The organism is Stutzerimonas kunmingensis (assembly GCF_021432085.1).
Classification (GTDB): domain Bacteria; phylum Pseudomonadota; class Gammaproteobacteria; order Pseudomonadales; family Pseudomonadaceae; genus Stutzerimonas.
On the sequence record NZ_CP090366.1, the window covers coordinates 934,882 to 953,727 of the forward strand.

Sequence of the window (18,846 nt, forward strand, 5' to 3'; positions counted from 1 at the left end):
ATTGATCGTCGCCACACGGTGGTGACGGTCGCTGCCCGAGTCGCGTCATCCTTCCTGAGTCAAAGCAAGATAGGGATTGTTGGGCGGTATTTCGGCGAATACCAAGGACCCATTTTCGAGGAGGTAGCCATGCAGTCGGCGGGACTTCCTCGGGCCCGTGACTTCACAGGTCCAAATGTTCAGGCCATTTGAGTGCTTGCGGTGTAGCTGCAGTTTCTCAAAGCGCTTTTGCACCCACTGCCAATCCTGTTGCTTGTCCTGCCTGGCTAGCGCATCCACCTGGGGATGTTCCTGCGCATAGCGATGGAACACGCCGGGACTGACCAGGTAGGCGGTGTCGCTCACCGTATGCACGAGCGCCTTGGCGTCGTTGATGATGAGTCGCCGCGCGGCGACTCCCTGTTGCAGCCACGTCATGAAATGCTCCCCGGATGGTATCGCGACTATTGGAGTTGATGCAGGTCCAGGCGCAGGGGTAAGTGGCAAGGGAGACGCTGCGGCTGTGGTTGGGGCAGGAACGTCAGGCTGGGCAGGGACTTTCTCCACTGGCTCTTCACTCTTCCCCATGTCGGCCGTGCCATCCAATCCAACCATCGGCAGCATGTCCTCCATGACGTCGGGCACGGGCGGGGCCGCAGTCGGCAAGGCGGTATCGCTGCGAGGGCATTCCCAAGGGGGAGTCTCCTGACCTTCGGGTGCTGGCTGCCCCACGACCGCGGGCGGTGTGCCTGGTGCACTGCCGTTGATTTCCGCTGGCGTCGTGTCGATCGCCACCGTGCCTGCGAAAAGCGCTGGCCGCTCGCCGGATTCCCAGATCAGCGCGGGCGCGAGGCGCAACAGGGTGAACGAGTAGGACCAGCCGGTCGCACTGGTCACGGTCGCGCGCCAGACCGCCTTGCCGTCTGAGGTAGGCTGGAGCATGCCGTGGTCCTGCAGCACGTTGAAGACGGCGGTGTTGTTCGCAGGAATGCCGTCGATCCCCTGAGACAGCAGGTGCGCGCGCAGCTTGTCCGAGACAGTCTTGCTCACCAGCCACAGCCCATCCTCAGTGAGCCAGCCATCGGAGGCTTCCGGCTGATTCAGCTTCAACTGTTCCTTGAGCAGGAAGCGCAGCCCGTCCAGCAGCTTGCGTTGCAGCGCGTGCCTGGGCGCGGCCATGGCGCGCGCGGGATCGCCGCCCAGTTCCTGTGCCACAGAAGCGCGATCAGCCTGCACGACCAGTTCACCCAGCACGCCGGCGTGCTCGTACTGCCCGGCCAAGACGTAGAGCAATGGTGCCCACAGAGACGGATAGCCGCTGAGCCAGTCTAGGAGCGGACCATCGAGCAATTGGCGGTAGAGCAGCCCTGTTGCGGCGCTGTGCAACCGGTACTCGCGGTCTTCGCGGTAGCGGAAGCGGTACGACTGGTGCAGCGGGCCGTGCCAGGGATGCCACAGCGAGCCGTCTGCCAGCTCGACCAGCAGATCGACGGCCACCTTGCCGATGTCGTGCAGCCACGGCGTTGTAACCGGCGTAGTCGTCGGTCATCAGGTAGCCGCGGTAGCCATCGAGCAGGCGTAGCGGCACCTCCTGCGCGCGGCTGGCTGTGTAGTCGAAAAGGATCACCGGCTTGTCCGGCGGCCCACCGCTTTGCACCCACATCCAGGATTGTGCCGAGGGGTCGCGTCCCGGTTCATGCAGCACCTGCAAGCGCGTTTCGTCGCAGTGCAACACGGGGTAGTCCAGCAGCTTGTCGCGCATCAGGTTGAGCAACGGTTGCAGTTGCTCGCCACTTTGGATCACCCAACGCGCCAGGGGCTGGCGTGGGATGTCGACGCCGTGGCGGCTGCCCCCTAAAGAAGGTTGGCCGTAGAAGAGCACTTGAAGGGCTTCGCGTCCCTCTCTGGAGTGTGCTGTCTTTTGCGTGTACAGCCCTGGTTTCAGCGTTGTCAAGTGGCAGTTTTGCTATAGGAGCGTTTTTTCCGCGCACCGCATCACTGGTAATGCTATTCGATCACTCGAAGCTTCGGATGATCTGATCGTTATTTGGTCAGATTGCTGTTTTTGACATCGGCAAAGACTGAAATCAGTCAGAAATACAAGGGTGTGCAGCCCTAGATTCTTTCTTGCAGCGCCTTGAAGAAGGCATCGATATTCTCATCGTGGCGTTTGTAGTAGGTCCAGGGGCCGATCCGCTGCGATGTCACCAATTGCGCGCGCTGTAGAGCTGCGAGATAAAGCGATGTCGTTGACTGCGAGAGGCCCGTGCGCTCTTGGATGATACTGACGCACACGCCTACCGTTTCTGGGTCGACTTCCTGCTCGGGAAAGACTGTCCTGGGATCCTTGAGCCAATTGAGGATGGCAAGGCGCGTCGGGTTCGCCAATGCTTTCAGGGCTTCGTTGACGTCAATAGTCATGAATTTTTTGAGACCTGTTTTTTTCGATATCTAGATATCTTCCTGATTCGCGCATCAAATTGGAAGGCTTCGCCATGATCTCTGCGCGCCTGCCCGTCGCAATGACGGGCTGGTTTGGACTGGAATCCTATTGCCCTGTCAGGTAGGACTATCGGGCACCTGTGCGCCGAATTGCGGGACGATATGTTTGCCAAGTTCCTCGATAACCTCTGCTGCGGGGCGTTTACCATACTTGAGGTTCAGGATGACGTGATCTACACCGATTTCCTGAAGTGTATCCAGCAAGGCCCGCAGGTGGTTACGTCCCAGTCGGAATCCTAGATGGATAGGCGAGGGTGGCGTGGATGGGTGTTCGTCCAGGTCGATATACAGCGATTGCAAGAACGGCTTGTAGATAGTGCCACATTGTTTAGCCGTTTCCTGTCGCCAATCTTCCACGATGAGTCGCTGCATTTTTGGCGGACGTGGATAGTTGATCCATCCATGGCTTTCACGCGCGATCCAATCGAGCGGCTGGCGGCTGTGTCCGGTTACGAATAGCGGTATTTCCCGAGTCGTAGGTTTGGGAACGAGATCGGCCCCCAGTAACTCGCCGTGACTCCAGCGAATGGGCTCGAAGTGTGTTCGATGGGCTTGGCGTATCACATTGAGGTTTTCTTGAAAGGTCTCGCCACGCTGTTCTGGATCAATGCTGAATGCGGGAAACTCCACGGGACGATCGCCAGAGGCTACTCCCAGGAGCAAGCGACCTCCGCTCAACTGATCAATGCTCGCTGCGGCCTTTGCCGTGTGCAAGGGATTACGCAGAGTAAGGGCGATGGAGGCGGTGCCTAGTGCGATTTTTGTTGTATGGGCTGCCATGTAGCCCAGATACACCCAAGGGTCGAAAACCTGGCCGACATCGCCGAAGCTTGGGTCCCTGAGTGGGACGTCGCGAAACCAGAGCGCCGAAAAACCAAGTGCCTCTGCACGTTTGGCCAGCGCGACCTGATCTAGCATGCTCGGTGTATCACCTTCGAAAGCCTCCAGGGGAAAGAACAGCCCAAGGCTTAGATGACCCTGCCTGAAGGTTCGTTTGAATCCCCTATGCTCTTGGTAGGGGATCGTGCTCGGTTGGTACATGCTTAACTTCCTCGGTCAACAATCGCTGAGCCACGCCCCTGAGTTATGGGGCGTGGCATTGAGCGTTTAGGATTTGTAAGTCGGGTAGTCGGTGTAGCCCTTATCGGTACCGCCGTACATGGTGCTTGGATCAACTGGGTTAAGCGGCCAGTTGTTGGCGATACGAGCGGGCAGGTCGGGGTTCGCAATGAAGGGGCGGCCAAAAGCGATCAGATCGCCCCAGCCAGCTTTTATCACGCGATTTCCTCGTTCAGCGGTGTACTTGCCGGCATAGATAATCTTGCCGCTGAATGTCTTACGAACAGCTTCCCGGAACGTCTCAGGCAGCTCGGGTGCGTTTTCCCAATCGGCTTCGGCGAGCGACAGGTAGGCAATGCCCACTTCCTCGAGGATCTTCACTGCCTCGATGTAGGTTTGATGAGGATCTTCTTCGACCAGACCAAGGTAGACGCGGTCTTCGTCTGTGGTCGCGAACAGCGGGGCGAAGCGAACGCCAACGCGCTCCTTGCCGACCACACCAGCAACAGCGAGGGTGATTTCGCGCAGGAAGCGAAGACGGTTCTGCAGCGAACCGCCATATTCATCATCACGCTGGTTGGTATGGGCCGAAATGAACTGGTTTACCAGGTACCCGTTCGCGCAGTGAAGCTCCACCCCGTCAAAACCTGCGTCCAAAGCATTTCGGGCTGCTTGGGCGTAGAGCTCAACCAGTTCCTTTACCTCCTTGGTGGACAGGGCTCGTGGGGTCGAAGGGTCGGCCAGTGTACCCGTGCCGGGGCCAGTTTCGATGAACACCTTGACGTTGTCCGCGCGGATGGCTGATGGCGCGACGGGCGCTTCACCACCGGGTTGCAGCGATGTGTGCGACACGCGGCCCACATGCCAAAGTTGAGCAAAGATCACCCCCCTTCGGCGTGAACAGCGTCGGTGACCTTACGCCAGCCTTGTATCTGTTCCGGGCTATGAATGCCAGGTGTCCAGGCATAACCCTGTCCTCGGGGTTCGATCTGTGTGCCCTCGGTCACCATGAAGCCAGCACCGCTGCGCTGACGGTAATATGTGGCCATTAGGTCGTTCGCAATATTGCCGGGTTGGGAGCTGCGCGAACGCGTCAGTGGCGGCAGAACGATACGGTTCTTGAGGGTGTATGGGCCCAGCTGAGTCGTTTTGAAAAGTTCTGATTGTGTCATTTTGCTTACCTGCATATCTGAAATATTCGATGTCGTAGGTCGAAAAAACATGGATCAACGAGGTCTGAAGAGTCCGAGCGGTGCAGGTCACGAAGGCGCGCTGTGCGCCCTGCACCGCGCGGGCGACGTCGGCAGCTGTGGCGTTGGGATGTTGGTGAGAATTTTTCCGTTGGCGGGGTTGATAATGTCGAGGGCTTCACCGTATTCGTCCGAAACTCATTGGTTGTCAATAAACAGGCCGTAGCTGCTGTCGGGAAGGTGATTCGGACGGGTATCGCTGGAATCTTTCATGGGAGTACCTCCTGAGGTTTCTAGCGCGGTTATGGGTAGGCTATTCTCGATATTCATATATGTCAATATATTAATATCGCTTCCGGCACGTACGCATGGTTCCACGCCCTTGCAGCTCACTTCTGGATCAGCTGGGAGCGCGCCGTGCTTCGCGCTAGGGTTGCCTATGCAGTCAGCTCCCTTGAGCTTTTCATCATGGAGGCTGGCTGCATCAGGTATGCCATTGCCGTGATTGCGTTGATGCTATTGCCCGACAACAAAGGTATTCACCTTGACGATCTGGATGACAGCGAAGTTGACGCTACGCCCGCACTTCAACCTTCTTCTCCTCAGACGCATGTATAAGGAATGTTCGCGATGATCCGAATTGTCTACTTGTTGGTAAAGCCTATGTTCCGCCAGGAATGTTTGCGTCACTATCAGATGAGTGAGGGTATCCCTGGCCTGTTTAAATATGAGGTTAGGTTGGTGGCTGAAAACCCTGCCGATACCCATGTGCCATACCTGGATGTAGGGCCGGTTCACGCGATTGGCGAATGCTGGTTCCAAAGCCCGGAGGACTACCAACGATATATCGAGTCGGCAGTGCGCAAAGCCTGGTTCGAACATGGTAAAACGTTCATTGGCCAGCTCAAGCCCTTCGTCACTGAAACACTTGTTTGAAAGCTGCTCGAAGCGGTTATCTCCGATCAGGCCACCCCTCCATTCATTCTGGAGGGGCTTTCATCTACGAGTGAACCCCTGGTTATTGATTTAACGTAAATCACTGGCAGATTCCCCAATGAACATGGGGACCCGTGCGAGTCTCAATTCGCACGAGGTGCCGTCTATGTGTCGATTTGACAGCGTGTCCAACGACTGCGCGTGGGAACCATCGATCAGGTCGCCGATGGGGTAAAACATATCGAGCGGCTGATGCCTGCAAATCTCTCAGAAATCCTGGCAAGTTGCCGGGATGGTTCAGTGACGTGCCATGCAGCAACCCCAAGATGGCCCAACTGCAGGCAGTGAAACTCATTTCGCAGGGGTACACACCGGGACACTGCCTGGACATCAGTACCATCTGGTAGCGCAAAAGGTTGTAGCCCAGCAGCACACCCCATAGCTCTTGAGCGATCATCTCTGGCGTCTTGCTTCTCAGGGTATATTCGCCGCCCAGCAGTCTCTGCTTGATCGCCCGATAGCCCAGCTCGATTTCCCAGCGTTGACTGTAAAGGTCGACGATCTCCCCACCCGGAAAGCGCAGCGGGTCGACCATCGAAGTCAGTACGCTTACCATTTTTCCCTTGATCATCTTGCGCAACAACCGCGCTCGCATTTCGAGCGGACGACAGGTGGTATGTGGTCGGTAAATACATAGCGGCCATACTGTAAGCGCGAGTAGGCGGGTCTTTGGGCTGACGCCCGGCGATATCGTCAGGGCGTCAGATCCATACAGCCGTTCGATCAGGCTGCCGGCTTCAGAATGACCTTTGTCCAACCCTCATCTCGCGCATCGAAATGCTTGTACGCATCGGGCCCTTCCGCCAATTTCAGGCTGTGAGAGATGATCTGCGAAGGCTTGGCGCGGTCGTGATGGATCAGCTCCGCAAGCCTGCGGTTATAGGCTTTGACGTTGGCTTGCCCGGTGCGTATCTGCTGGCCCTTGAACCAGAACGCGCCGAAATCGAAGGCCATTTTGCCTTCCTTCGCCAGTTCATTTTTCGCGCCCGGATCCTGAGGAACAAACACCCCGACGACGCCGATGCCACCCGTGGCCTTGGTGGAAGCTACCAGGTTGTTCATCGTCAGGTGATTGGCCTCATGGCCGTGATTGTCACAGCACTGGTACCCCACACACTCACAACCTCGATCAGTGCCTTTGCCGTGAGTCAGGTTGAGGATCTGATCAACCGCCTCTTTCTCCAGGGAGTTGATTGGCGTGGCCCCCATCTGCGCGGCCAATTTCAATCGATCCGGATGGTTGTCGACCACGAACACTTGCGAGGCGCCTTTGATCATCGCGGCATGAGCTGCCATCAGGCCCACTGGCCCTGCACCGTAAATGGCGATGCTTTCACCCGGCATCAGGCCAGCCAGTTCAGTGGCATGCCATCCGGTGGGGAATATGTCTGACAGCATGACGTAGTCGTTTTCTTTCTCTTGCGCATCCTCTGGCAGCACCAGGCAATTGAAGTCCGCATATGGCACACGCAGCAGTTCTGCTTGACCACCCTGGTATGAGCCCATATCGGCAAACCCGTAAGCAGCACCAGCACTGCCGGGGTTGGCCGTGAGGCAGAAACCGGTCAAACCTTTTTCACAGTTTTCGCAGAAACCGCAGCCGATATTAAATGGCAAACAGACGCGATCACCTACCTTGATGCGATCTACGCCGGCGCCGACTTCGATGACTTCCCCGAGGTTCTCGTGACCGAAAACACGTCCCGTCTCCATCGAGGTGCGGCCCTCGTACATGTGCAGGTCAGAGCCGCAGATATTGGTAGTGGTGATGCGCACTACGGCGTCGGTAGGTTTTTCGATCTTGGCGTCTGGGACATTTTGCACGCTGACGTCGCGTGGCCCGTTGTAAACGATGGCTTTCATTAGACTCTCCCGTTCAAGCGACGATGAGGTGGTTTCGTCTGCTTACGAGATATCTGTTTAGATCTACGAACGTATGTTCCACAAATCGAGCTATGACCAGACGAGTGGTGATGCCGTCGCCCGCGCGTGGCGGTCCTTGAATTTGCAGCTCGTGACGAACTTAGACAGTTGAACGCCATAGAAGGAATATGGCTACGTGTAGTGGTCTACTAATCCTGGACACCCTTTTAGGGCGAGAATGCTCGCCATTCAGAGGTGTTCGATGAGCAGACAACGACGTACTTTCACCCCCGAGTTTAAGCGCGAAGCAGCCAGTCTAGTGCTCGACCAGGGTTACAGCTGTCCTGAGGCAGCCAAATCCCTTGATGTAGGTGAGACCGCACTGCGGCGCTGGGTCAACCAGTTGCAGTTGGAGCGCGGTGGCATCACCCCCACAGCCAAAGCGCTTACGCCTGAGCAGCAGACTATTCAGGAGCTTCAAGCCCGCATCAACCGGCTGGAGCTTGAGAAGAAAATCTTAAAGGAGGCCACTGCGCTCTTGATGGCCGAGGAGCACGGGCGCAGACGTTGAAGTCGATTCGGCAGTTAGCAGCACGCTACCCAGTTCAACTGCTGTGTTCAGTGTTTGAACTGCCTCGTTCCTGTTACTACGCCCATATGGCTCGGCGCCGTCGCATTGATGTTCGGCGGGTGGGTTTACGCAGCCGTATTAGCGAACTTTTCAGTCAAAGCCGTAGTTCAGCTGGCAGCCGCAGTATCGTTGCCATGCTCAAGGATGAGGGCGTCAAAGTAGGTCGCTTCAAGGTCAGGGGCCTGATGAAGGAGCAGGGTTTGATCAGTAAGCAGCCAGGTTCTCATGCGTACAAAAACGCCACTGTTGAGCGGCCTGACATTCCCATGCTTTGGTGGCTGGTTGGGAGATCTAGAGCCACGATTCGCAGCCCTTTTCCGTCGATGGCGGCCTTGAGCTTCGACCAGTCTTCAGCCGGCAGGCGGGACAGTCGGTCGATAGATTCCACCAGCAGTACATCCCCCGGGTGGGAATCGGCCAGCAGGCGCACCAACTCGGGGCGATCAGCACGAGTACCAGATGCGTTCTCAATGTATTGCGCGGCAATGGCCTTGCCATGATCGGCAGCAAACTCCTCCAGGACGGAACGGGCTCGGGCAGCGTCTTGTTCGGCAGTAGAGGCCCGAAGGTAGGCACGGACAAACATTTCTTGATCCCTATGCGTGCTGTTTCAATTTGGGCGTTGCAGAAACATCGTTACAGTTTGGGTGTTAGTTATAGAGCGGCAAGGACGAATCTGCCGCGCCTTTTCCGTATCAGTTGAGGCATACCTCTAAAAACGCTAGCGTAGATTGATTACTTTTTGGTCTGCGATGGGCCGGAGTCGTTGCCGTAGCGGAGGTCCGTTGGCAACGCGACGGTGATTTTGGAAGTTAACGCCATCTCGAGCATGAGCCTGTTGCCGCAGTGGAGGTCAAACGGCAACGGTAGCTTCACCATTTGTCGCTCCTGAGCCCGAAACAGATGCAGTAGGTTCCGGGTACGGCCATGACGACGCAGACGATTGGCCCCACGCCCACGATTTGCCCCCAGAGGCTTTTCAGCAGCGGATAAGCGAAGAACACCGCTGCCGCTTCTGCCGGTTGCATGGTGGCCAGTCTGCCGAGGATGGCGGCACTCATTCCGGAAAGAAGTAGCAGCATGCAGCCTGTTACCGCCAATACTGGTCGGAGTCGGGATTGTGGATTGTGACGATAGCCAGAAGCTGGGACGTCCAGTGGCAATGGAATCTGCCGGACGAGCCTGCTGCGCCCAATGCGTGCGTCGAGGGTCAGGGCCAGCCAGGAAATTCCGATGGCGAATGTGAGGATGAAGCTAACAACCAGTGCAAGTGGCGACATGATCAAACTCCTCTGAGTGCTGTGGCGACTGCCCGTTAGTCGAAACCGAAGGACGAAAAACTGTCTCCGAAGCTGCTTATGCCGTGATCAAACGACAGGCTGTCAGTCATCGTGTCCGTGCCGAATGCGTTACCCATGACATCGAAACAGCTGTCGAGCATGGGCATTCCGTTGGCGGGATTGAGCCAGAAGGTTTCCATGGGTTCGAAGTGGGTCGATGAGAAAGCTGAGAAAGTATCCTCGGCTTGGGTCTGGCCTACCGGGTCAAATGAATCAGCCCAGTTAGTGTGATCCTGCAGGATGCTGTCGAACGACGTACTCGTGTCCCCATCTTCCAGCGAATCGACCTGATACCACCAACGTTCCTGGCGAATACCAAGGCCGTCATGCACCACGACCGCTTTTCCCTGGCTGGGATAGATGACCGTGGTGAATGCCGCTTTTTCTGGCCGGACGACAGAGGTGATGAGATTGGCAATGTGCGTAAACAGGTTCATGGCTAGCTCCTCGGTTTAGTTGGTTTCAGCATCTCCTGAACCCCAAATAACCCAAGGCATGGGTAAGATCGCATACCGCCTTGGAGACGGATCATCTATTGCAAGCTCGGGTGCGTAGAGGGGCACAAGCACGGCCCGGATCAGCAATCCATTACCGCAGCCAGGCCCTTTCCCTTCCAGGAGAAGCAGCACAGCAGGCGCGCGATGCCGGCTACCGCGCGGATACCCGCCACAATTGATCTACTCGCGTCGTGAAACTCTGGCTCATCAGCTCGCGACGCATGCTCCAGGCGGGGGCTGCTGGTACCACACCAGGTCGCAACGTTCCCCGTCCCCATTTGGCGTTGATCGAATCAAGCACGGCCATCACCTTCTCCGAATTAGCTGGCTGACTGGAGGCGAACAGGTCGTCGGTGAAGGCGTTTACGTCGGGACTAGTCATGCTTCCGCAGTCAGCGGCGAGGTAGTCCCTGAGCTCACTGGAGCCCAGGGTTTCGAAGCAGGCCGTCTTCAGCGTCTTCCTCGATGAATTGACTCTCAAGCCAGCCTTAGCCGCGCTGAGATAAGATCGTCTCGAGCAAACCAGGAAATCGATTGTTCAAATCATCCCTGCGCAACGAGTTCATATGGGTCGTGCCGATGGTTTGGGTTTGGACCAACCCGGCATCTCGCAGCACCCTGAAGTGATGGGACATGGTGGACTTTGGTCGGCCACCGTCCAATTCGCCACAGCTGGCTTCGCCCAGTTCGGCAAGGCGTCGGACGATCTCCAGGCGCACAGGATCGCTCAAGGCGTATAGCAGACGCTCGAGGACGATTTCAGTGACGGGAGGGTGTTTGTAGGGGCGCATGAACGAAGCATACACGGGTTTGCTCTATCTCCATAGTTCGAATACTATCGAATTAACGTAATAGACAACCCTCGGAGAAACCAATGTCTGCGCTGTTCCAACCCTTCACGCTTAAAGACGTCACGCTTCGCAACCGTATTGCGATTCCCCCTATGTGCATGTACTCGTCAAACGATGGCCTGATCAACGAGTGGCACAGTGTTCACTACGCCTCCCTTGCGCGTGGCGGGGCGGGGTTGGTGATTGTCGAAGCAACCGCTGTAGCGCCAGAAGGGCGGATCACTCCTGGCTGTGCGGGTATTTGGAACGATGAGCTGGCCCAGGCCTTCGTACCGGTGGTGCAGTCGATCAAGGCAGCCGGCTCGGTCCCCGGCCTGCAGATCGCCCACGCCGGTCGCAAGGCAAGCGCAAACCGTCCATGGGAAGGCGATGACCACATCGCTGAAGATGACGCCCGTGGCTGGCAGACCATCGCTCCATCGGCCATAGCTTTTGGCGGTCACCTGGCCAAGCAGCCGCAAGCCATGACGCTGGAAGACATTGCCCGTGTGCGTGAGGATTTCGTCGCAGCCGCTCGCCGTGCGCGTGACGCTGGCTTCGAGTGGCTGGAGCTGCATTTCGCCCATGGTTATCTGGCCCAGTCGTTCCTTTCCGAACACTCCAACCATCGCGATGACGCCTACGGCGGCAGTTTCGACAACCGTAGCCGCTTCCTGCTTGAAACGCTGGCGGCTGTTCGTGAGGTTTGGCCGGAGCACCTGCCGCTAACCGCTCGTCTAGGGGTTATCGAATACGACGGCCGGGACGAACAGACGCTGACCGAGGCTATCGAACTGACACGTCGCTTCAAAGATGGTGGCCTGGATCTGCTGAGCGTCAGCATTGGTTTCACCATCGCTGAAACCAACATTCCCTGGGCGCCTGGCTTCATGGGCGAAGTTGCCCAGCGCGTGAAGCGTGAGGCGGGGATACCAGTGGCTTCGGCATGGGGCTTCGGCACGCCAAGCGTTGCCGAAGAAGCGGTCAAGAGCGGTCACCTGGACTTGGCGATGATTGGGCGAGCACATCTGGCCAATCCAAATTGGTCCTATCTTGCCGCCCAAGAGCTGGGCGTAGAGCGTGCGTCCTGGACCTTGCCGGCTCCCTATGCCCACTGGCTTGAACGCTACAAGTGATCCGTCGGGGCGAAGACGGCCGTCATGGCCTAATCGCCCGCTGCCTCAGCGCCGATGTGCGCTGGTGGCTACCTGGCTGGGCCGCTCATGGCTCGGCCCTTCCGATAGATAGCTGAGGATTACGCTATGTCTCGCGTCATACGCTTTCATCGCACCGGTGGACCGGAGGTTCTCCAGATCGACGAGATCGACGTGCCGGCTCCCGGCGCGAACGAGGTTCAAATCAACGTCAGGGCGCTCGGCATCAACCGGGCTGAAGTGATGTACCGCACAGGCCAGTACGTCATCGAACCGACGTTTCCCGCCATGCTGGGCTATGAAGCGGCTGGGACCGTATCTGCAGTGGGTCCCGGTGTGGTCGGCTTCGCTGTTGGCGATGCGGTCAGCGTAGTGCCCGCGTTCTCCTTTGACGAATACGGCTTGTACGGTGAATTGGTCAACGCGCCGGCTCACGCGGTGGTCAAACACCCGGAAGTGCTCTCTTTCACGGAGGCAGCAGCGACCTGGATGAAGTTTGTCACCGCCTATGGCGCATTGATCGAGCTTGGTGGGCTGCAGGCCGGCGAGACGGTGCTAATCCGTGCGGCGTCCAGCAGCGTGGGGCTTGCCGCTATCCAGATTGCGAACATGGTGGGCGCCGTTCCTGTGGCGCTGACCCGCACCAGCGACAAGCGCGAAGCCTTGCTTCAAGCGGGGGCGGCGGCAGTCATCGCGACCCAGGAGCAGGACATGGTGGCTGAGGTCATGACGGTGACTCATGGCAAAGGCGCTCGCATGGCCTTCGATCCCGTTGGCGGACCCGAAGTGGCCTTGGTGCTCAAGGCGCTAGCGAACCACGGCATCTTCTTCCAGTACGGCGCTTTGGACACTCGGGATATCCCTGTGTCGGTCATGGACCTGCTCGGCAAGCATCTGACGCTGCGCGGTTATCAGCTGTTCGAGATCACCCAGAATCGAGAAAAACTCGAACGGGCCAAGCACTTCATCAATGAAGGGCTCGCCTCTGGACAGCTGCGTCCGGTGATCGACCGTACATTCAGCTTCGACGAGATGGCCGAGGCTCACCGGTACATGGAATCGAATGCCCAGGTGGGCAAGATTGTTGTAACGCTGTAAACCACGTTCAGGTCTTCGCGGCATGGCCGGTAGGGTCACCTTCGGTAAGCCCATGCCAGTTCGATGCGTCTTTCACACATGCACAGACAGGAGGTTCGATGACCACCCCACTCACACTGGTTGCCACATTGGTCGCCAAGGCCGGCTCCGAAGATGAGCTCCAGCAGACGCTGCAGGATCTGCAAGGCCCAAGTCGCGCCGAAGCGGACTGCATCCAATACGACTTTCATAAAGATGCAGAACAGCCTCGCACCTTCCATATGGTTGAGCAGTGGCGAGACGAAGCGGCGCTGACTGCGCACGAGGCCACCCCGCATTTCCAGGCAGCGCTGCCGGTTATCGAGCGCGCCGCCGAAAAATTCTCCGTCATGAAAATGTACCGCGTCTCCTGAGGAGCTCCGAATGAAAGCGATTGCACACTTCAAATGCCTGCCTGTTGAGAACCCTGACGCCCTCGTGGAGATCGATCTACCCGAGCCAGTGCCGGGGCCGCGCGACCTGCTGGTAGAAGTCAAGGCCGTATCGGTCAACCCGGTCGATACCAAAGTCCGCCAGGGCTACGTGCCGCATACAGACGAAACACAGCCGCGCATCCTCGGTTGGGACGCTGCCGGCGTGGTCAAGTCGGTCGGTTCCGACGTAACGCTGTTCAAGCCCGGTGACAAGGTGTGGTACGCCGGGTCGCTGATCCGCCCGGGCAGCAACAGTGAGTTGCAGCTGGTAGACGAGCGCATTGTCGGATCGATGCCACAGTCGCTGGAGTTCGCCCAGGCCGCGGCGCTTCCCCTGACGTCTCTGACCGCTTGGGAATTGCTATTTGATCGCCTCGGCGTAGCGCGCGACACCACCGACCGTGGCGAAACGCTGCTGATCATTGGCGCTGCAGGCGGGGTGGGTTCAATCATGACTCAGCTGGCGCGTCAGTTGACCGGCCTGACCGTCATTGGTACGGCTTCGCGCCCTGAAACCCAGGCCTGGGTCACCGAACTCGGCGCCCATTACGTGATCGATCACACCAAACCACTGAGCGAAGAGCTCAAGCGCATCGGCCTTCCGCAGGTCAGCTACGTCGCAAGCCTGACGCAGACCGATCGGCATTACGAGCAGATCATCGAGTCACTGAAGCCACAGGGCAGGTTGGGCCTGATCGATGACCCGGCCACGCTGGACGTCGTACCGCTCAAACGCAAGAGCCTGTCGCTGCACTGGGAGCTGATGTACACGCGCTCGCTGTACGAGACCGAGGACATGCAGGAGCAGCACAACATCCTCAATGAAGTGGCCCGCCAGATCGATGCGGGTGTGTTGCGCACCACCGTTGGCGAAAACTACGGGCGTATCAGCGCCGAAAACCTACGTCGCGCCCATGCCTTGCTGGAGAGCGGCAAGGCAAAGGGCAAGATCGTTCTGGAGGGCTTCTGACGGTATCTGGCTACCGGCTCATGCGGTAGGTAGCCAATGCTGGATTCAAGAGTAGCGCCCATGAGCGATTCAGTGAGCGCCTTGAAATGCCTCCTATTGAGATCGTCTCGCAAGACCATCACCCAGCCGTCAACGACTTCATCCGAAACGTCCAACTAATAGGAACCCCATATGAACAACGCTACCGGCTATGCCTGGACTTGCCCCTACAAAACCGGACACCAACTCCCCGTTAAATTGATGCTGCTGCCAAGCGCCTGAACTCCCTCGGCGAGCGGTATTTCAAAGCGCTGTGCGGATGCTGCTCGTTGTAATGCTCGAAGGCAATTGCCAGGTTGCGCAGCGCCGTTTCTCGATCCGGTTTGGGCATGTGCGCCACGTAGTCACGCTTGATCGTCTTCACGAAGCTCTCAGCCATGCCGTTGCTTTGCGGGCTGCGAACTGGGGTGGTCACCGGCTGCAAGCCGATCTGTCGAGCAAACAGGCGTGTCTGTTCGGCGGTGTACGCCGAGCCGTTGTCGCTTAGCCATTGCACCGGCGTGGCGGGCAGTTGATCACCAAAGCGCTTCTCCACGCTTTCCAGCATCAAATCGCGGATATCATCGCCGCTGTACCCGGTCGGGCTCGCGACCCAGCCGATGGCTTCGCGATCACAGCAATCCAGGGCGAAGGTCACGCTCAGTTTGGCGCCGTCCTTGCAACGGAACTCAAAGCCGTCCGAGCACCAACGCGTATCGCTGGCTTCCACCGCAATACGGCCTTCGTGCCGACGCGGCACACCGGGCTGTTTGATGCGGCGCTCAAGCAGCAAGTTGTGATCACGCATGACCCGGTAAACCCGCTTCACATTGATCGCCGGTAGCGACTGGGTTTCACGGGCGCGACGCAGCAATCCCCAGACGCGGCGGTAGCCGTAGCTGGGAAGTTCGCTGACCTGTTGCTGGATTTCAACTACCAGATCAGCATCGTTCACAGGCCTGCTCCGCCGTACTTTGGGGGATGCCGATTGCTTGATTCGAACCGTTAATTGCGAGCGCGCCACACCGAGACATTCGCTGACCAGCTTCACTGGTCGTCCCCCGGCAACAAGGGTGAGTGCGCAATCCATTTTCGCGACCGGGCGATCTCCACGGCCTCTTTGAGGATTTCTGCTTCCATCGTTTTCTTGCCCAGCATCCGTTGCAGTTCACGGATCTGCTTGAGCGCATCGCTCAGCTCGGAGGCAGGTACCACGGCTTCGCCAGCACTGACCGCCGACAAACTGCCGTCTTGGTAAAGCTTGCGCCACAGGAATAGTTGGTTGGCATTGATGCCGTTACGCCGAGCCACCAACGAAACGCTCTGCCCGGGCTCAAGGCTCTCTCGAACCATGGTCAGCTTTTGCTCAGGGCTCCAGCGGCGCCGCCGCTCCCGACCCAAAAGCTCCCCACTCTTATCGTTGCTATTAGTCATAAACATAACCGTTTGCCTATCCCTTATCGTAAGGGGGAAACGGTGTCCTGTCTTTCAGGGGGCTCGTTCATCGATTGGGTTAACGCCGCTGGCTTTAATCTTTACCAGTACCTGCCCTTGTTGTGGCGAAGGCTTTGCGACTTCGACTTCAAGCAGGGTGCTCGCGTCATAGCTGTCTAGGCGCAAGGCCTTCATCAGTCCCCCACTCGAAAGCGATTCAGTTACGTTGCTCACAGCTTTTCACTCCATATAAGCGGGGCCTGACGCCGAAGCGGCAGGCCCTAAACTCATTAGAATTCCTGCACGGTTGGGCGCAGAACGATCTCGTTAATATCCACGTCAGCAGGCTGCTCAATTGCGAAGGCGATAGCTCGAGCGACCGATTCGGCGGGAATTGCATGCTTGTAGAAGTCCACCACGAAATCGCGGCTCTGTTGGTGGGTGCTGCCGAATTTCAGTTCGGAGTCCACGGCGCCCGGTTCGATAGTCGTGGTGCGGATGCTGCCACCGACTTCGTGACGCAGTCCTTCGGAGATAGCCCGCACAGCAAACTTGGTGCCGCTGTACACGGTGCCACCTGGGCTAAACACCTTCAGGCCTGCAACCGATGCGATGTTGATGAAGTGACCACTGTTTTGTTTCTGGAAGACTGGCAATGCAGCCGCGACTCCGTACAGCAGACCCTTGATGTTGATATCGATCATGCGATCCCACTCGTCAGTGCGAGCATCGCTGAGCGGTGCAATCGCCATCAGTCCGGCATTGTTGACCAGTACATCAATGCGACCGTAGGTGTCCACGGCACCTTGAATGAGCGTTTTGACCTCTTCCTGAGAGGTAACATCGGTCTGATACGCGATTGCCTGACCACCTGCATTGGTCAGCTCAGCCACCAATGCGTCGAGTTTATCTTTGCGACGTGCAGCCAGCACTACGCGAGCGCCAAGCGCAGCAAGGTGGCGCGCAGTAACCTCACCCAGGCCGCTACTGGCACCGGTGATAACGACAACTTTTCCAGAAATGTTATTGCTCATGCTGAGAACCTCATCGGCGGGTTTGTACTTCGCCATGGCTGGTTAACCTGGCAGTGCGCAAACTTTAGACCCATGATTGATCTCAATAAATGGAAATGATTAGATTATGCTATTCCTGAAAATGGAATAAATGAGAGGGGCAACATGCTTAACCGCATGGAGATGGTTAGGATTTTTTGCACAGCAGCAGAGGCAGGTAGCTTCCGCCAAGCGGCAACTCGATTAGGCATCTCCCCACAAGGGGTGACTCGAGCCATTCAAGCCCTGGAAACTGAGCTTGGCGAATCACTGTTCCACCGCAATACCCGCCAGGTGAGCATCACTGCTTTCGGTCAGGATTACGCCAAAGATGCCAGGTCAGCTCTGGATCATTTCGATACGCTATTCCGGTCGCACAGGACGGAGCCTGAGCTGTCAGGTAGGGTGGGGATTACGGCTCCACATGCTATTGGCAGGCGCTTCCTGATACCGTTTCTTCAGCCCCTGGCCGCTGCACATCCTGACCTGCAATTCGATCTCCGCTTGGAAGATCAGATGACTGATGCTGTTGAGGCGCATATCGATATTGGTATCAGGGTGGGGGTTATTCGCGACCGGCGCTACGTTGCACGTGCCTTAGCTCCCGTGCCGTTTTACGTTGTCGCGTGCCCGTCTCTCATAGGCCAAAAGACACCACCTGAATCTTTGGATGCCTTAGCTAAGCTGCCACTTTCAGTCCTGATCGACCGGAAAAATGGCCGCCCTTGGCCTTGGCTATTTGCCGACGGGCAAACGTTCACGCCCAGGCAGCCAGCGCTTATCTGTGATGATCCAGATACGGAATTGGAAGCCACCCTGGCAGGCATGTGTTTTGGCCAAATTCCTGCCTATCTGGCTGAGCCTCATCTGCGGTCAGGAAAGCTGGTTGCTGTTTTGGCTGATCTCGCTCCAGCGCCATGGGATCTGTTCATATACCGCCCGCAGCAGGGTCCTGTATCGAAGCGGGTGCGATTGGTGTACGACCACCTTAAGCAGGCTTTCTCAAACCCCAAGCTATTTCCCCAAGGCCTGGGGACATAGCGATGCATACCTGCCAGCCAATCGTCCGCTATTGGCCGGTTAGCGACCATTTTTCTGGCTAGCCATGCTTGGCCTCCCACATGTGGAGGACTTGCCATGAACATCACTGCTACCTGCACCCGCCGGCCCTGGAACAAAGGAAAGTTGGTCGGACAGAAAACCCCGCTCCGGCTGAGAGATATCTGGGCCATCCGAGTAAGGCTTCAGCTTGCAGAACGAACCCGGGATCTGGCTCTGTTCGATCTGGCCATCGACAGCAAGCTTCGAGCCTGCGACTTAACTAAGCTCCGTGTATGCGACGTTGCTCATGGCGAGCATGTGTCATCACGAGCAATGGTTATGCAGCAGAAAACGAAGCGACCAGTGCAGTTCGAAATTACTGAGCAAACACGGTCTGCTCTCGCGGCCTGGATACACCAAGCCCAGCTCCGTAGCCAGGACTGCCTTTTCCCGAGCAGGCTGCACACCTCAGACCATCTATCCACTCGTCAATACGCTCGTATCGTCAAAGGCTGGGTGCAAGCCATTGGCCTTGATCCGGCCATGTATGGCACTCACACAATGAGACGTACAAAGGCATCACTGATCTATCGCAGGACAAAGAACTTGCGGGCCGTTCAACTTCTGCTTGGCCATACGAAGCTGGAGAGCACCGTTCGATATCTTGGGATTGAGGTCGACGACGCCTTGGAAATGGCAGAGCAGACCGAGGTTTGACCATGTATAGCGACGGTCGAAGT

At 57.4% G+C, this 18,846-nt stretch carries 18 protein-coding genes and 5 pseudogenes; 8 read left to right on the forward strand and 15 right to left on the reverse strand.

From position 1 onward, the window contains the following. Window positions 1–45 precede the first annotated feature (45 nt). The 5 genes and pseudogenes from mobH to LW136_RS04320 all read right to left on the reverse strand — a co-directional run. A pseudogene (mobH, locus tag LW136_RS04300) lies at window positions 46–1,494 on the reverse strand (MobH family relaxase); the annotation flags it as partial. Beyond that, window positions 1,492–1,828 (reverse strand): annotated as a pseudogene (locus LW136_RS04305) (IS66 family transposase); the annotation flags it as partial. The pseudogenes mobH and LW136_RS04305, both read right to left, overlap by 3 nt. Window positions 1,829–2,094: 266 nt before the next feature. Next, window positions 2,095–2,400: an ArsR/SmtB family transcription factor gene (locus LW136_RS04310; RefSeq protein WP_012464920.1), complete on the reverse strand. Its 306-nt coding sequence runs from the start codon at window positions 2,398–2,400 to the stop codon at window positions 2,095–2,097. Between the two features lie 138 nt (window positions 2,401–2,538). Further along, window positions 2,539–3,522: an LLM class oxidoreductase gene (locus LW136_RS04315; RefSeq protein WP_003291626.1), complete on the reverse strand. Its 984-nt coding sequence runs from the start codon at window positions 3,520–3,522 to the stop codon at window positions 2,539–2,541. Between the two features lie 66 nt (window positions 3,523–3,588). Next, window positions 3,589–4,712 (reverse strand): annotated as a pseudogene (locus tag LW136_RS04320) (alkene reductase). Window positions 4,713–5,360: 648 nt separating this feature from the next. Between LW136_RS04320 and LW136_RS04325 the strand changes: the two are divergent. Beyond that, complete coding sequence (locus tag LW136_RS04325; RefSeq protein WP_033999990.1) at window positions 5,361–5,666, forward strand: EthD domain-containing protein; 306 nt, start codon at window positions 5,361–5,363, stop codon at window positions 5,664–5,666. A 100-nt stretch (window positions 5,667–5,766) separates the two neighbouring features. Here LW136_RS04325 and LW136_RS04330 read toward each other — a convergent pair whose 3' ends face one another. Both LW136_RS04330 and LW136_RS04335 read right to left on the reverse strand, forming a co-directional pair. Further along, window positions 5,767–6,297, reverse strand: coding sequence for a transposase (locus tag LW136_RS04330; protein WP_230697835.1), 531 nt, complete (start codon window positions 6,295–6,297; stop codon window positions 5,767–5,769). Window positions 6,298–6,449: 152 nt separating this feature from the next. Then, complete coding sequence (locus LW136_RS04335; protein ID WP_033999988.1) at window positions 6,450–7,589, reverse strand: glutathione-independent formaldehyde dehydrogenase; 1,140 nt, start codon at window positions 7,587–7,589, stop codon at window positions 6,450–6,452. A 262-nt stretch (window positions 7,590–7,851) separates the two neighbouring features. Between LW136_RS04335 and LW136_RS04340 the strand changes: the two are divergent. Continuing rightward, window positions 7,852–8,492 (forward strand): annotated as a pseudogene (locus LW136_RS04340) (transposase); the annotation flags it as partial. On the opposite strand, the pseudogene LW136_RS04345 reads toward LW136_RS04340, so the two are convergent. From LW136_RS04345 to LW136_RS04365, 5 genes and pseudogenes are all read right to left on the reverse strand, one after another. Next, window positions 8,486–8,806, reverse strand: a pseudogene (locus tag LW136_RS04345) (recombinase family protein); the annotation flags it as partial. The pseudogenes LW136_RS04340 and LW136_RS04345 sit on opposite strands and share 7 nt — an antisense overlap. 286 nt (window positions 8,807–9,092) lie before the next feature. Next, window positions 9,093–9,500 (reverse strand): hypothetical protein, encoded by a 408-nt coding sequence (locus LW136_RS04350; protein ID WP_042927603.1) that lies wholly within the window; start codon window positions 9,498–9,500, stop codon window positions 9,093–9,095. A gap of 35 nt (window positions 9,501–9,535) precedes the next feature. Continuing rightward, the gene (locus tag LW136_RS04355) at window positions 9,536–9,997 is read right to left on the reverse strand and encodes a hypothetical protein (protein WP_032904189.1); all 462 of its coding nucleotides are present in this window, start codon (window positions 9,995–9,997) and stop codon (window positions 9,536–9,538) included. A gap of 211 nt (window positions 9,998–10,208) precedes the next feature. Continuing rightward, window positions 10,209–10,439, reverse strand: coding sequence for a DUF4113 domain-containing protein (locus tag LW136_RS04360; RefSeq protein ID WP_079381875.1), 231 nt, complete (start codon window positions 10,437–10,439; stop codon window positions 10,209–10,211). Window positions 10,440–10,545: 106 nt separating this feature from the next. Next, window positions 10,546–10,848 carry an ArsR/SmtB family transcription factor gene (locus LW136_RS04365; RefSeq protein ID WP_172767913.1) on the reverse strand — a complete coding sequence of 101 codons (303 nt, stop codon included), beginning with the start codon at window positions 10,846–10,848 and terminating at the stop codon, window positions 10,546–10,548. A gap of 83 nt (window positions 10,849–10,931) precedes the next feature. Between LW136_RS04365 and LW136_RS04370 the strand changes: the two genes are divergently transcribed. The 4 genes from LW136_RS04370 (at window position 10,932) to LW136_RS04385 (ending at window position 14,561) form a co-directional block, all read left to right on the forward strand. Then, complete coding sequence (locus LW136_RS04370) at window positions 10,932–12,023, forward strand: NADH:flavin oxidoreductase/NADH oxidase (protein WP_025297874.1); 1,092 nt, start codon at window positions 10,932–10,934, stop codon at window positions 12,021–12,023. 126 nt (window positions 12,024–12,149) lie between these two features. Further along, window positions 12,150–13,139 carry a zinc-dependent alcohol dehydrogenase family protein gene (locus LW136_RS04375; protein ID WP_033999986.1) on the forward strand — a complete coding sequence of 330 codons (990 nt, stop codon included), beginning with the start codon at window positions 12,150–12,152 and terminating at the stop codon, window positions 13,137–13,139. Between the two features lie 98 nt (window positions 13,140–13,237). After that, window positions 13,238–13,531 (forward strand): putative quinol monooxygenase, encoded by a 294-nt coding sequence (locus LW136_RS04380; protein WP_033999984.1) that lies wholly within the window; start codon window positions 13,238–13,240, stop codon window positions 13,529–13,531. Window positions 13,532–13,541: 10 nt separating this feature from the next. Next, window positions 13,542–14,561 carry a zinc-binding alcohol dehydrogenase family protein gene (locus LW136_RS04385; protein ID WP_003288728.1) on the forward strand — a complete coding sequence of 340 codons (1,020 nt, stop codon included), beginning with the start codon at window positions 13,542–13,544 and terminating at the stop codon, window positions 14,559–14,561. A gap of 232 nt (window positions 14,562–14,793) precedes the next feature. On the opposite strand, the gene LW136_RS04390 is transcribed toward LW136_RS04385, so the two are convergent. The 3 genes from LW136_RS04390 to LW136_RS04400 form a co-directional block, all read right to left on the reverse strand. Next, window positions 14,794–16,013, reverse strand: a protein-coding gene (locus tag LW136_RS04390; RefSeq protein WP_371263641.1) for an IS3 family transposase whose coding sequence is annotated in 2 segments (ribosomal slippage) — window positions 14,794–15,668 and window positions 15,668–16,013 — 1,221 coding nt in all. Because the reading frame shifts where the segments join, the coding sequence is not laid out codon by codon here. 54 nt (window positions 16,014–16,067) lie between these two features. Next, window positions 16,068–16,247: a hypothetical protein gene (locus tag LW136_RS04395; protein ID WP_127838526.1), complete on the reverse strand. Its 180-nt coding sequence runs from the start codon at window positions 16,245–16,247 to the stop codon at window positions 16,068–16,070. Between the two features lie 56 nt (window positions 16,248–16,303). Continuing rightward, window positions 16,304–17,047 carry an SDR family oxidoreductase gene (locus LW136_RS04400; RefSeq protein WP_031310677.1) on the reverse strand — a complete coding sequence of 248 codons (744 nt, stop codon included), beginning with the start codon at window positions 17,045–17,047 and terminating at the stop codon, window positions 16,304–16,306. A gap of 144 nt (window positions 17,048–17,191) precedes the next feature. Here LW136_RS04400 and LW136_RS04405 point away from each other — a divergent pair, with 144 nt between their 5' ends. Together LW136_RS04405 and LW136_RS04410 are read left to right on the forward strand one after the other, a co-directional pair. Further along, window positions 17,192–18,106: a LysR family transcriptional regulator gene (locus LW136_RS04405; RefSeq protein WP_021206411.1), complete on the forward strand. Its 915-nt coding sequence runs from the start codon at window positions 17,192–17,194 to the stop codon at window positions 18,104–18,106. 96 nt (window positions 18,107–18,202) lie between these two features. Next, window positions 18,203–18,823, forward strand: coding sequence for a tyrosine-type recombinase/integrase (locus LW136_RS04410; RefSeq protein ID WP_003152807.1), 621 nt, complete (start codon window positions 18,203–18,205; stop codon window positions 18,821–18,823). Window positions 18,824–18,846: the final 23 nt, after the last annotated feature.